This window comes from Lysinibacillus pakistanensis, from assembly GCF_030123245.1.
Lineage (GTDB): Bacteria > Bacillota > Bacilli > Bacillales_A > Planococcaceae > Lysinibacillus > Lysinibacillus pakistanensis.
In genome coordinates, this window is record NZ_CP126101.1 from 2,305,637 (window position 1) to 2,320,057 (window position 14,421).

The 14,421-nt window shown below is 35.1% G+C and carries 11 protein-coding genes; 8 read left to right on the plus strand and 3 right to left on the minus strand.

What is annotated here, in order from left to right; genetic code table 11:
* Positions 1-30 precede the first annotated feature (30 nt).
* The 4 genes from QNH24_RS11065 to QNH24_RS11080 all read left to right on the plus strand — a co-directional run bounded on the left by QNH24_RS11065 (position 31) and on the right by QNH24_RS11080 (position 4,219).
* Positions 31-1,629, plus strand: a complete 1,599-nt coding sequence (locus QNH24_RS11065; RefSeq protein WP_283872194.1) for an ABC transporter substrate-binding protein — start codon at positions 31-33, stop codon at positions 1,627-1,629.
* A 392-nt stretch (positions 1,630-2,021) separates the two neighbouring features.
* On the plus strand, positions 2,022-3,035 hold the full coding sequence (locus QNH24_RS11070; protein WP_283872196.1) for an ABC transporter permease: 1,014 nt from the start codon (positions 2,022-2,024) through the stop codon (positions 3,033-3,035).
* A complete protein-coding gene (locus QNH24_RS11075) occupies positions 3,035-3,868 on the plus strand; it encodes an ABC transporter permease (RefSeq protein ID WP_054771727.1) in 834 nt (277 codons plus the stop codon). Before QNH24_RS11070 ends, QNH24_RS11075 begins: the two co-directional genes overlap by 1 nt.
* Before the next feature lie 12 nt (positions 3,869-3,880).
* The gene (locus QNH24_RS11080; protein WP_283872198.1) at positions 3,881-4,219 is read left to right on the plus strand and encodes a cupin domain-containing protein; all 339 of its coding nucleotides are present in this window, start codon (positions 3,881-3,883) and stop codon (positions 4,217-4,219) included.
* A gap of 273 nt (positions 4,220-4,492) precedes the next feature.
* Here the strand turns inward: QNH24_RS11080 and QNH24_RS11085 are convergent, their stop codons facing one another.
* Positions 4,493-6,664: a DNA topoisomerase III gene (locus tag QNH24_RS11085; protein WP_283872199.1), complete on the minus strand. Its 2,172-nt coding sequence runs from the start codon at positions 6,662-6,664 to the stop codon at positions 4,493-4,495.
* Between the two features lie 587 nt (positions 6,665-7,251).
* On the opposite strand from QNH24_RS11085, the gene QNH24_RS11090 reads away from it, so the two are divergent.
* Entirely contained in the window at positions 7,252-7,971 is a 720-nt protein-coding gene (locus QNH24_RS11090) for an ABC transporter ATP-binding protein (protein WP_054771729.1), read from the plus strand.
* Positions 7,940-10,396 (plus strand): ABC transporter permease, encoded by a 2,457-nt coding sequence (locus tag QNH24_RS11095; protein WP_283872200.1) that lies wholly within the window; start codon positions 7,940-7,942, stop codon positions 10,394-10,396. Before QNH24_RS11090 ends, QNH24_RS11095 begins: the two co-directional genes overlap by 32 nt.
* A gap of 141 nt (positions 10,397-10,537) precedes the next feature.
* On the opposite strand, the gene QNH24_RS11100 is transcribed toward QNH24_RS11095, so the two are convergent.
* Positions 10,538-11,473: a helix-turn-helix transcriptional regulator gene (locus QNH24_RS11100; protein WP_283872201.1), complete on the minus strand. Its 936-nt coding sequence runs from the start codon at positions 11,471-11,473 to the stop codon at positions 10,538-10,540.
* A 119-nt stretch (positions 11,474-11,592) separates the two neighbouring features.
* On the opposite strand from QNH24_RS11100, the gene QNH24_RS11105 reads away from it, so the two are divergent.
* Complete coding sequence (locus QNH24_RS11105; RefSeq protein ID WP_283872203.1) at positions 11,593-12,042, plus strand: VOC family protein; 450 nt, start codon at positions 11,593-11,595, stop codon at positions 12,040-12,042.
* Between the two features lie 85 nt (positions 12,043-12,127).
* The gene (locus tag QNH24_RS11110; protein WP_283872204.1) at positions 12,128-12,952 is read left to right on the plus strand and encodes a DNA alkylation repair protein; all 825 of its coding nucleotides are present in this window, start codon (positions 12,128-12,130) and stop codon (positions 12,950-12,952) included.
* Between the two features lie 360 nt (positions 12,953-13,312).
* Here QNH24_RS11110 and QNH24_RS11115 read toward each other — a convergent pair whose 3' ends face one another.
* Positions 13,313-14,029 carry a hypothetical protein gene (locus tag QNH24_RS11115; protein ID WP_283872205.1) on the minus strand — a complete coding sequence of 239 codons (717 nt, stop codon included), beginning with the start codon at positions 14,027-14,029 and terminating at the stop codon, positions 13,313-13,315.
* Between the last annotated feature and the right edge of the window lie 392 nt (positions 14,030-14,421).

The following is a 14,421-nucleotide window of genomic DNA, read 5'->3' on the forward strand; positions in this document are numbered from 1 at the left end:
CTATAAATTTTTTATAAAAGGAGAACTTAGATGATGAAAAAAATTTCTTTACTTTCAATCCTATTGGTAGTAGTTCTATCACTTTTCGCCTGTAGTAAAGATGAAGAAAAAACAAATGAATCTGGAGGCACATCTAACACGGATACAATTGTTATTGGGGTTGCTTCCGACTGGAAAACATTAGATCCAGCTCGTGCTTATGAAGTGTTTGGGAATTTCTATTTCTATGCAACATATGAGAATTTATACACGTTGGAAGGGTCAGACCTTACACCAAAGCCAGCACTTGCTAAAGAATATACAGTAGATGAATCTGGACTTGTGTATACATTTAAGCTAGATGAGGGTCGTAAATTTTCCAGCGGGAATGCTGTAACTTCAGAGGATGTTGTATTTAGTTTTAATCGTACAATAAATTTAAAAGACAATGCTTCTGCTCTTGCAGAGGGAGTTGCCAGCGTGGAAGCGCCAGATGACAAGACTGTAGTTGTTAATCTTAAGGAAAAGGATGCATCCTTCCTTTCAAAACTTACAAGTAATGCCTTTGCAGTTGTAGATAGCAAAGTTGTAAAGGAACAAGGTGGTTCAGATGCTGCAGATGCAAGTACAACGGATGCAGCAACTGCTTACCTTGATGGGGCATCAGCAGGCAGTGGTCCTTATGTATTGAAGAAGTGGACTCCGAATACAGAGATGGTTCTTGAAAAGAATCCGAATTATACGGGTACTGTGAATGCGAGTAAGGTTATCATCAAAGAAATTCCAGATCCAAATACACAAATTAAAGCACTTGAAAAAGGTGAAATTGACGTAGCATTAAGTGTTGGACCTGACCAAGTGAAAAACATTAAAGAGGGTGGAAATGCGAAGGTTGTATCTTCACCAACTTCAACAATTTCATTCTTATTAATGAATAATAGTACTGAAATAGGAAAAGAAATGGCGGATCCACTTGTTCAGCAAGCTGTTCGTTACGCACTTGACTATAAAGGCTTCCAGCTATTAGCGGGTGATGGCGCACTATTACCAATGTCATTTGTGCAAGATGGTTTTATTGGTGCAAAATCTAGACCAGATAATTATCAAGACCTAGAGAAAGCAAAGGATTTGATGAAGCAGGCTGGGTATGAAAAGGGCTTTACTGTCCCTTTAACAGCTGCTAATTACGATTCAGAAGGACTTTCATGGGTAACGATTGCTGAAAAAGTAAAAGAAGATCTTGCAAAAATTAATATTAATGTGGAAATTCAAACTGGAGATGTTGGGGTAGTTATTGAAGACTATCGAAATGGAAAAACGCCATTCCTAGTAATGCATTGGTCACCTGACTACTATGATTTAAGCAACCAATTAGCATTTATTCCAGGAGATATTGTAGGAAAACGTGCGAACTGGGAAGCTTCAGCTAATGCTGAATTAGTAAGCTTAGCTGAACCAGCGAAGGTGGAAATTGATGTGACAAAACGTGCAGAAATTTCTGAGAAAATGCAGGAAATAATTGCTGAAAATAGTCCATATGCATTCCTAGTACAGCACCCTAAATCATTTGCTGTAGGTGCCAACCTTGAGGGCGTTACTTATAATGACCTTTATAAATTACGATTAAATGAATTAAAGCTTTCAAAATAATTTTTTACAATTAAGCAGCTACTCGTAGGTAGGAAACTATATACGGTAGCTACTTACCTGAGATTACCTTCATTCAGCGGAAGACTCCCACCTCTATAGGTGGTGAGATGAATGTGATTTTGATTACTTTTTCAGAGGGTGTCCAAAAACCTACTGAAATAGCGGAACTCAGTCTAAGAACGCCACGTCCTGTGGCAACGACTGAGTGACCAATATCATGTTGGCCCAAAGCCTCCGGCGGATGTCACGGATTTTCAAAGGAATGAATTGTGCGGGCACAATTCAAAATCCGGACGCATTGTTTATCTGTAGCGAAAGCAAAGCGGCAGCTACAATTACGCCGAGGCGAAATTGATTAGGAAGTTGTATTCTAGTTGGGAGTGTGATCCGAATTGCTTAGATTTATTGCTAGGCGTCTATTGTTTCTGCTTTTCTTATTATTTGGTGTGGCACTTTTCGTTTTTATTCTTTCGCATTTAGTGCCAAGTGATCCGGTAGCTGCGAATTTGAGCCAAAGTGCATTGAATAATCCTGAAATTGTTGCTGCTTTTAAAGAGAAGTGGGGACTAGATCAGTCACTTTTTAGTCAATTACTTCTGTACTTCCAACACTTATTGACTGGTGATTTGGGTACATCAATACGTACAGGTAGACCTGTATTTGAAGATTTAATGCAGTTCTTCCCAGCAACATTGGAATTATCGATAGTGGCGATGGTGATTGCCTTAGTATTAGGTATTTTATTTGGCACAATTTCTGCCATTTTCAGAAATAAGGCTATTGACCATATCATTCGTACTGTTTCTATTAGTGGGGTATCTGTCCCAAGCTTTTGGTTTGCTTTAATTATGCTCAATATTTTTTCTTCCGTTTTAGGCATTACGCCTGGACCTGGTCGAATTGATGCACGGGCAACAACTCCTGAGGGGGGAACAGGATTACTTCTATTAGATTCGATGATGAGTGGGAATTTTCAATTATTCGGTGATGTGGCTATGCATTTGATTTTGCCAGGGACGGTGTTAGGATTCTTTACTATGGGATTAATTGCTCGTCAAACAAGATCTAATTTACTTGAAGTGTTGTCAATGGATTACATACGTACAGCTCGTTCTAAGGGTCTGAAGGAATCTGGGATTATCGTTAAACATGCGATTTCCAATGCAATGATACCGGTCATTACAGTAGCTGGAATAGGATTTTGTAATTTACTAGGTGGAATGGTGCTTGTTGAGAATATTTTTGCATGGCCAGGAATTGGACAATATGCCTACCTATCTGCCGTTTCACTCGATTTCCCAGCTATATGCGGTGTTTCATTATTAATTGCTTTTATTTATGTTGTTATTAATCTACTAATTGATATCCTTTATGGGATTATTGATCCGAGGGTGAGGTATAAATAATGAGAAAATTTAGCTCTTTTATCACTCAAAAAGGATTTCTTTTTAAACTGGGATTATTCATTTGTGCATTTTGGATAATCGTTGTCATTTGTGCGCCATTAATCGCTACACATAGTACAACTGTACAAGATTTAACCATTCGATACCAGCCACCAAGCTTTTCACATTTCTTTGGTACTGATGAGCTAGGGCGTGATGTATTCTCACGTGTTATGTACGGTTCTAGAATTTCTTTATCAGCTGGTGTTATTACCGTGATCATTGCCTTTTCTTTTGGTATTTTCTATGGGGGAATTGCAGGATATAAAGGCGGGAAAGTGGACGAGGTGATGATGCGTTTCTCAGAGCTAATTATGGCATTTCCACCACTAATTTTAGCGATGGTCATTGCAGCAGCACTTGGTCCAAGTATCATAAACTCTGTAATTGCAATGGCCATTATATGGTGGCCAAATTATGCAAGATTAATGCGTTCAATGGTTATCTCCTTAAAAGAAAGCGAGTATGTTACCGCTTCTCGTGTGATGGGTGCCTCACATGTTCGAGTTCTATTTTTAGAAATTTTACCGAATAGCTTTGGTCCATTACTGGTTATGGCAACACTTGATCTAGGGAATGCAATCTTGATGTTTTCAGGATTAAGCTTCCTCGGACTAGGAACACAGCCGCCTACACCTGAGTGGGGGTCAATGGTATCAGATGGGGCAAAGGTTATTCAAAATTGGTGGGTATCAACCTTCCCAGGGTTAGCTATATTCTCAATTTCGATTGGTGCTAACTTCGTAGGGGATGGTCTACGAGACTTTCTAGATCCAAAACTTCAAAAAGAATAGGTGGTAAATGAAATGGAAAAAATTAATATTAATCAAGTTGAGCCCATTGGCATGCCAATGTATGAAATGAAAAAATTTTTTACAAAGCAGGGGAATTTTCAAGAAGTGAGCATGAGTGTTATTTCTCTGCTACCAGGCGAACGTGTTCCTACTGTGGGCATGAGCCGTCATGATGAAGATGAATATTCTTATATTTTCAGTGGAGAAATAGAAACATACAGTAATGGTGAATACAGTGTGGAAAAGGCAGGAGATGCAACACTAATCCCTGCTGGCGAGGAGCATTGGTGCGTTAATAATAGCAATGAACCATGTATGCTTGTGTGCTTTATGGTGAAAAAAGCTGAATAATATTGGCACTTACTTATAGTGGTCCAAAAAGATTTGTAGCAAGTTTAATAAAATTAAAACGCTACTAAAATGGAATGTTTTACAGTGAAAATGATAACTTTATTTCTGAAATAATTATTGGAGTAATTTTAAGTTCGAATACTCGTGTTTAAAAACTAAAAAATATGTGTTAGAACTCATTTTGAATAATTTTTTCAAAATGAGTTCTTTTTGAGATTAATATTAAAAGAAATACAGATAATTGTTTATAAAAAAATTCAAACAATGTAGTTACTAAGGAAATTTAAAATTAATCTTATGCATTTTTATATCCCAAGTTAGGTGAGCATTAAAAGTCTTTTCACCTTTTTTAAACCCTTTTATTAAGTCCGTTTCACCAGTAGCCAATAACTTTTTCAAGTTAGCTTGTGAAATGGTTTTACTGAGTATTTTTTTCGAAATCGAGAATTTACAGTTTACAGTTTTATAATTTGAGCAACCGTAAAAGGTACCATGATCTATTATTGACCCACCACAGAGCATACATTTTCCAACAACTTTTTTTACTTTTTTATATTTTTTATTATAAGGATTATTTTCAGTAATTTTATCCACTTCATTTTGATCGAATGCCCATTCCTTTTCACGTTCATTGGCATCTGTAATCAATTTGTATGCTAGCTTTTTTACTTGTTCCATAAATACTTTAGGGGAAGCATTACCTTCACCTATTTCAGAAAGACGTTGCTCCCATTTGGCTGTCATTAAAGGAGAAGTTAGTATGCTTTCACCTAATGCCTCTATTAATAACATACCTTTAGTTGTTACAAAGACTTGGTTTTTCTTAATTTCGATATAGTTTCGATCCTTAAGGGTACCAATTATTCCTGCGCGTGTGGCCTCAGTACCTAAACCTTCAGTTTTAGATAAAATCTTTTCTAATTCGTTATCTTCTAAATGTTTGCCAGCCGTTTTCATCAATGTAATTAAATTACCCTCTGAATATCTAGTAGGTGGCTGTGTTTCACCTTTTTTTACTTTAGTTTTAGCAACTATACCAAGTTCATTTTCTGAAAGAAGGGGAAGCAATTCATCTTCGTCTGTAGATGAGTTGTCTTTAGAATGATAAATGACTTTACGCCAACCTTCTTCAATTTGCACTTTACCCTTAGAAATAAACTCCGCTCGCTTATCTACAAGTGAATGAATCGTTGTATAAGAGAAAACTGCATTGTTATAATGAGCTGCAATGACTTGTCTAACAACTAAATCATAAATTTTTTCTTCTTCGGCTTTAAGTTTAGAAAAATTAGGGTACTGCTCTGTAATAATAATCGCATGGTGATCAGTAACTTTTTTTTCATTCACGTATCTTTTATTATTCATAATTGAATTTGTTGGGGGTGGAAGAAGGTTTTTATATTTATCAATTTTACTCAAGTTTTCTAATATATTTGGTAGTGTTTTTGCTTCTTCATTCGTCAAATATTGTGAATCAGATCTTGGGTATGAAACTAAGCCCTTTAAATACAGTTTTTGCAGAATATCAAGTGTGTATTGTGGTGAAAATTTGTAGGCCTTATTTGCTGTTGCTTGTAATGCAGATAGGTTGAACAATAAAGGTGGAGCATATTCCTTTGTTTCTTTTTTTATACTTGAAATTTCTACACTTTTATTGATACAGAAATTAGCAATTGCAATAGCCTGTTTTTCCTCTTGAACTCTTGAAATATTATTTTTATGCCATTTTGCCTTTAAAATTTTGCCTTCAAAATTAAAGTCTGCCTCAACTTCCAAAAAAGGTTCAGGTTTAAAATTTGCAATTTCCTGTTCTCTTTTAACGATTAGAGCAAGTGTAGGTGTTTGCACTCGACCTATTGAAAAAACATCTTTTATACCATTTTTTTTGAGTAAGACGGTATATAATCTCGATGTATTTATTCCAATTAACCAATCGGCACATGAACGGCTTAATGCTTCGAAATAAATATCTCTAGTTTTCTCTTCGGGTAGAAGGTTTGAAAAGCCTTTTTTTACAGCATTTTCAGTTAAGGACGATATCCATAAGCGTTTCATCGGCTTTTTTACACCACATACTCTTAAAATTGTCCGAATAATTAATTCACCTTCACGACCCGCATCCCCACCAATAATGATTTCTTGTATATCAGGTCTTTTTACTAGATTTTTTATTACATTGAATTGCTTATATTTTGATTTTGTAACTTTATATTCGAATCGATCTGGAATAATTGGTAATGTTTCTAATGTCCATTTTTTCCATGTTGAATTATATTCTTCAGGGGCTTTCAATTCACATAAATGTCCTATTGCCCAAGTTATTAATGCACCGTTTGGAAAGTAAACGTTTGGCTTAACTTCAAGATAACCTGATTTTTTAGTATAAGAAAATGGAGCAGCTAATTTTACTGCTTGGTCAGGTTTTTCTGCAATTACTATCTTCATATATCATTCTCCTATTACAACTACATATAAAATAATTATAAATTAATATTGAGTATAACTGCTAGAACAATAATTTTATGTCTAACTTTGGATATATGAATGGAAAATAAAGTAAATAATATAGCGGCAGATTAAAAGATAAGCAAGATCACTTTCAACTAACTTAAAATTTTTACAGCATAAAGTTTGAAAGTGACCTTACGTCATTTTATATAATTGGCGTAAGGAGGTTTATTTGTAAATTTGTTGTTAGTATTTAATCGTTCTTGCAGGGTGTTTATCAGGAGAAAGGGAGGTAAGCGTTAATAAAGAGTCAATAAAAGATGTTGAGGAAATTGTCTAAATTTTGCCGATGTTAATGTTCTGCCAAGCAGGAAAAGTGAATTAGAAACCTATAACAGCTAATGATAACGGACCAGGTTAATATTAGATGGGTGTAATGGTACTAGACGCTTATTCAATTTTAGATAACCTTTGAAGAAGAGTAATCCTTTTTATTGCGAAATCCAAAAATTAACTATATAGGGATAATAAAACTATTAGAAATGAATATTTTTATTATTTGAGCTTGAAGGAGAGATACAATTATGATTTCAATAAATCAATTATTTAAATCTTTTGAACAAGGTAATTTAAAGATAGAGGTGCTAAAAGGCATTGATCTTACTATAAAGGAAGGTGAGTTTATAGCAATCATGGGACCTAGTGGTTCCGGTAAAAGTACTCTATTACAACTATTAGGTGGTTTAGATACACCATCATCTGGACAGGTAAAAATACAAGGAAAAGATTTTTCTGGATTAACTGAAAAGCAAAGAACTATCGTAAGGAGAAAAAGTATCGGATTCATTTTTCAAAATTATCAATTATTACCTACATTAACTGTAGAAGAAAATATCGGTTTTCCACTTTATGCAGATGGCAGAAAAGACAAAAACATGAAAGAGAAAATAAGGAACATGATAAAAGAAGTTGGTTTAGAAGGTTTTGAAAAGAAAGCCCCTAATCTTTTAAGCGGAGGACAGCAGCAAAGGGTATCTATAGCAAGAGCTTTGATCCACGAGCCGAAAATACTATTAGCTGATGAACCAACGGGAAACCTAGATAGGCAACGAGCCAAAGAAATACTGGATTTATTAGCTAAATTCAACAAACAAAGAAAACAGTCTATTATTATGGTAACTCATGATATCTTCGCAGCTAGTTATGCGGATAAAATTATTTTGTTCAAAGATGGATTAATTGAAACGGAAGTAACTAGGGAGGATCATGGCTATGCTGAATATTTGGCTAGTTTCTTGGCGTAACTTAACAAAAAATAAAAAAAGGTTTTTCTTTACACTCATTGCAGTAATACTTGGTATCCTCTTAACAACTAGTATGTTGGTTGCTAATAACACGATTAAAGATACATTTAGGTATTATCAAGAAATCTATGCAGGGGATGCTGATTATTGGATATTAAGCAAAAATTATTCTTTCTCAGAAGATGAGGTAAAAGCAATAAAGCAGCAGGATATTGTATCAGATAGCTTAAGTGTCCTAGATAAACAAGTATTGGTGGAAATAGATCAACCGAAAGCTCCGGCTGAAACTTCAGTTAGAATAACTGGTGTCAGTGATTTAGAAAGTAACCTTTTAAAGCTTCCATTAATAAAAGGGAGCTTGAACGGAAATGGTATTATTATACCTGAGAATGCAGCTAAGCTATGGGGTAAAGATATAGGAGATACTTTAACATTTAAAGGGTTAGGTGAAATAGAAGTAACGGGGATTGTTGGCTTTACATCATGGCTTGCTAGTCCTACTAATTGGAATGACGCTAAAGGTAGATCCTTTAGAGTTATGATGGATTTAGGTACTCTTCAAGACTGGACTAACCAAGATAATCAAATAAGTTATATACGATTACAGCATAAAGATCGTGATAATGAAAAGTGGTTATCGAATTATCAGGAATTATTACGAGGGACATCATTATATGTTCAGCCTGTTGTTATTGATGATTTAAGAAATAATGACGTAGAAGGTCTATATTCTGTCTTTTATCTAGTATGTATTCTCTCCCTTTTTATAAGCGGCTTCATCATATTTAATATGATTTATTCAAGTGTAATTGAACGAAAAAAAGAATTTTCAGTTATGAAGAGTCTTGGATACACAAATTTTGACGTGTTTAAACTTGTTTTGATGGAAGTCTTTTTACTTGCTCTTTTAGGTACTGCTATTGCATTACCAATTGGTGTATCATTCGCAGATTTGTTTGTAGGGATGCTTTTAGGAATCTTTCAAGATACTATGGTTTACACTTTAAATTGGAAAAGTGCAACAATTTTATCAGGATTAATCGGGATTTTATTTCCAATAATAATTTCTGGAATACCTATGTATATTGCTTTTAAAACGCCTATCGTATACGCAATGCGAAATACAAATAAAACGCCTAGCTTTAGAGTAGAAATTCTTAGGTATTTATTAGGTATTATTCTCATATTACTTAGCTTTGTTGACAGTTATTTGGGGTATATTTCCTTATTATTTGGGGTGGTATTCATATATCCATTGGTGATGAGGGTCCTTGCAAAAATTCTTGCACCAATGATAGAAAAAATACTTAGTTATCCAGGGAAATTATCTGTCAGTAACATAAAAATTAATACGAATCGAAACGCTAATACATCAGCTATGTTAGCAATAAGTATTGCTGTAGTCATTTTTTTAGGTTCAGCTTTAGAATCAATCCCTTCTGGCTTTGAAAAGGAGATTCGCCAAACTTTTGGGGGAGATATTCAAGTTCAATTTGAAGAACCAGTGAATGAAGAAATTATTAATAAGATAAGTAGTTACGCTGACGTAGAGGGCGTTGAATGGTTTAGAGAAACAATGGTAACCTGGAAAACAGTTGGAGATGAATATAGAGAATTCTATGTGATGAGTTTACCATCTGAAAATACGGAAGGATTTCAACTTTTCGAAGACCCAGGCGGCATTAATCTTCCATCCAACTCTATCCTATTAGGTGAAAGAGCGTTTGATGAATGGGGTGGGAAAATGAATGATACCATTACTATTAATTCTCCTTCAGGTACAAGAGAATATCAGGTAATAGGGAAAGTTAATACTTCTCAAGATGGAGGATATGTTGGATTTATATCAGAAAATGAGTTTAAAGAAGGTTTTAACTGGGATGTTATTTATACAATTATGATAAATATCAGTGACTTAGGGAATCCTTATACATTGCGTGAAAAATTAAACGCTGATTTTACAACCTCTATTTCTACCATTACATTAGTAGAAGATCAAATTAAATCTTCTCAAAGTTCTTTTGATGGAATGAATGAAGTTATGCAATTTTTATTGATCATTGTGATTGCCCTTTCCAGTATAGGTATAGGTAATACATTATTGATGAATACAATGGAAAGAGTCGGGGAAATTGGTACAATTCGTGCGATTGGATTTACCACTAAACAAGTCAGAACAATGATTATAGGAGAAGGTTTAGTTGTAGGTGTTGCAGGAATAATTATTGGGGTTTTACTGGGCATATTTGTAGTATTTTTAAACTCTATATCAAACACATCTGCAATGCATATGCCATTTATTATTCCGTGGGGCAATGTAGTTTTGGCAATTACTGCAGGAATTTTCCTATCTCTAATTGCTTCAATTATACCATCTTATTTTGCAGCAAAGGTTAATCTTCTAAGTGCATTAAAAGAAATTTAAAAAAGAAACCTACACTTCTGAATAATCACGAACAGACATAGCTGAAAAAAAGGAAGGAGTGTTTGAAAATGGGTGCCAAAGCGTTGATTTAACAGCGTTTTGGCATTTAAATTAGAAAGCTCCAATCGATATGGAACGATTCTATAATTGTTGATAATAATGGAGGAGTTTCTCTACCTTAGCCTGAATAATTTGCTTTAATGATTCTGGCTGCACAGATAAAACAAAATGACCGTATTTCATAAAATAGCTAGCAATAAATTCCTCTTCTCCGGGATTGTAGAAGCCTTTTATGAAAGTTTGATCTCCCACTTCTATTGTCATAGACGGATAATGTTCTTTATAAAAAATATCCACTCCTTGTACAGCAATTTCCACTTCAAAGTCAATATGATGTTCAGATTGATAAAGTTCTAATGAAAGGTTAATAAGCTCATCAATTGAAAAATGAGAAGTCAATTCTTCTTCAATCGAAGTAATGCGATCACATCTGAACACCCTATATTGATTTGAATGGACCTCTATACCAGTAGCATACCATTGACCATATCTCGCAGAAATTTTGAAAAATTGTACTTGAAAACTTTTTTGTTGATTATTTTTCAAATAGTGAATTTTGCAGCTACACTCATGTAGAATACTTTTTAAAATTTTATCTAAATAACGACTGACATTCTTATGTTGAGTTACTTCAAATTGCAGAACCTTCTTCATTTTATGAATTTGCATTATTTGATGTTGAGATAGACAGTTTTCAAATTTCTCATTGAGTTTATGAACACTTAAATGAAATGGTGTAGATTGATAAGATTCTAATGTTAGCATCGCAAAGTACAATGCGTACACCTCATCAATAGAAAAAATAATGGGGGATAATAATCTGTTTTTTAAAAGACCATAGCGCCCATTTCTGCCATGCTCCGAAAAAATGGGCATACCTAATTGTTCTAATGAACTAATATCACGTAAAGCAGTACTCTTGGAAATATTATATTTAGTCATAAGATCCTGTAAGTTAAAGTATTCTAGATTATTTAAGTATCTGATCATATCATTTAATCGTTCTGATTTCTTCATGGAGTTCTCCTTATAAAGGTTTCATGTTTTGATACCTTTTAATAGTAGAATAAATTCAAGGTAAATATCAATTAATAAGATATCCACCTAAAATGATTGTAAAAAAGGAGATTGGTACCATGAGTACAACACTAGAAGTAGCTATTTTTTTATCAATGAACGGAAAAACAAGAGATGCAATTGATTTTTACAAAAAACATTTTAATGCAGAGCAATTGCTAGTCGTTACCTATGAAGATATGGCAAAGCGAGATAGCTCCTTGAAGCTCACTGAAGAAAATAGGAATAAAATTACACACTCTGTGTTAGCAATCGGAAAAACAAAGATAATGCTTGCGGAAGAAACAATGGATGTCTCACAAAAATATGTGGTGGGAAATAATTCTTCTCTGTGTATTCAAAGTGCAGACTTAGAAGAAATTAGACGTTTTTATAAAAGTTTGTCGACAGAAGAAAAAGTACGAATCATCGTACCTTTAACTAATAATGTGTTTAGTAAAGCATATGGAATTATTGAGGACCCGTTCGGCATTCAGATACAGTTAATGTTTGATGATAGATTACGATAAAACTAGTGAGTACAGTTTCAACTAAAAAATAGGGACATCTATTTAATTGAAGATGTACTATTCAGCAATTTCAGGAGGTTATTGAATGAAAGTACTAGCAGATGTTTTAAATAGAAAGGGCGCTAGAAAAGCTAGCGATATCCCTAATGAAGTTTTAATACTGCTGAACCAAGGAAAAATAGAGAGTGTTAATTTAACAGAATGGCAAACGGTTCACCATATGACCTTATTAAAGAATGTTCTACCATCCATAGGACTAGAAGAAAAATTGGAATTTATTCTAAGTGAAATGGAAAAACAAAAAGTAGAAACAGGAATGAAGGCAATACGGTTAATTGGAAGTTTATTAGATACAATCCTGAAAGATGAAAGTGCTACTAACAAAGAGAATATCATCAAGAAATGTTCTCATCATGTATCGGATAGTGTACGATGTTGGGCAGCTTTTATGAATAAAAGTAATGATTATTCTTTAGAAGAAAAATTGTTGTATATCAAGCCTTTTGCTGCTGATCGCCATTTTGGTGTTCGGGAAATTGCCTGGATGTCAATTAGAGAGGACCTTTCAGTCAATATAGAGAATAGTGTAGATTTGCTAATAGAGTGGGCGAAAAGCGAAGATGAAAACATTCGAAGATTCAGCTTGGAATCAATTCGTCCTCGTGGGGTATGGACGAAGCATATTGAAATTTTAAAAGAAAAGCCACACATTGCACTCCCTATTTTAAATTTATTAAAATCAGATTCGTCCAAGTATGTGCAAGATTCAGTTGGTAATTGGTTAAATGATGCTAGTAAAACGCAACCAGATTGGGTTAAAAACCTTTGTGACGAGTGGCAAAAAGATTCTCCATCAAAGGCAACAGAGAGAATTATTAAAAAGGCTCAAAGAACGATTGTGAAGAGCTAGTGAACTGCACCCAATTGTTTGGCTCGTCATCAATTGGGGTATTTTTTTTATTTGAATGTAAGGATGTACTAGTTAACAATGCAAATGGTTCTTTACCAAAAATGATTGCCAACATAGAAATGGCTAAGTGATATAAAATTAAGGACTTTAACCAAAATGGCTGTATCATAGGTATGAAATATGTTATTCCCGAAATGCAAAAAGCAGGAGGCGGCTCACTTCAATTGATAGCATCGTTGGGATGGCAGGTACAAGCCCATCACAGCAGTAAAAGGCGCACTTCGTTTTACTAACCTGTACACCCAGGGTTTAACGTTACACCAATGACGGCTCCATCAAGATCTCGCTTTATGACAGAAATTAGTCATCGATAGTGGTTGAACTGCTATTTAAAAATAATAGAATTAGAATACTAGGTTTCACAAATTGTGAGCCTAGTTTTTTATATGTGGGGATAGATTGGAGCGAAAAATACCTTGGTCTCTGAGAAAAATCGCTCGGGAAGGTCAAAGAATCGCTCAGGTTCCCGGGAAAGTCGCTCGGGAAGGTCAAAGAATAGCTCAGGTCCCCAAGAAAATCGCTCGGGAAGGTCAAAGAATCGCTCAGGTCCCAGAGAAAATCGCTCGGGAAGGTCAAAGAATCGCTCAGATCCCAGAGAAAGTCGCTCGGGTAGGCCAAAGAATAGCTCAGGTCCCCAAGAAAATCGCTCGGGAAGGTCAAAGAATCGCTCAGATCCCAGAGAAAGTCGCTCGGGAAGGTCAAAGAATCGCTCGGTTCCCAGCGAAAGTCACTCGGGAAGGCCAAAGAATAGCTCAGGTCCCCGAGAAAGCCGCTCGGGAAGGCCAAAGAATAGCTCAGGTCCCCAAGAAAATCGCTCGGGAAGGTCAAAGAATCGCTCAGATCCCAGAGAAAGTCGCTCGGGTAGGCCAAAGAATCGCTCAGGTCCCCAAGAAAATCGCTCGGGAAGGTCAAAGAATCGCTCAGGTTCCCGGGAAAGTCGCTCGGGTAGGTCAAAGAATAGCTCAGGTCCCCAAGAAAATCGCTCGGTTCCCCGAGAAAGCCGCTCAGGTCATCCAAAGAATCGCTCGGCTCCAATTGCTAATGTTTAAAATAGCACAAACATCACTATTTTCTCTGCATATCATAATGAGGTAAGCGTTTTCTTTTATTTATATAGAAGAAAGCCATAACATTTCTGTCAAAAAGGGAGCAAAATCAAGGGAAGAATCTTGCAACTTATTTTGTAAAGCCAACACATGTCCTAATGACGATAATTTCCGGAAATTCGATGATTTAAGCTGATTCAGACGAAGAATTGTACGATTATATGAATTTCACAAAAAATATTTGTAAAAACCTTAACTATTTCGTATGAAATCCGTATAATAAATCAAACAGTGCGAAAATTGTCCATTTTCTCTCGGTAAATTGCGTGAATTTTTTAAATTGTATTGACGTGGAGAACGATA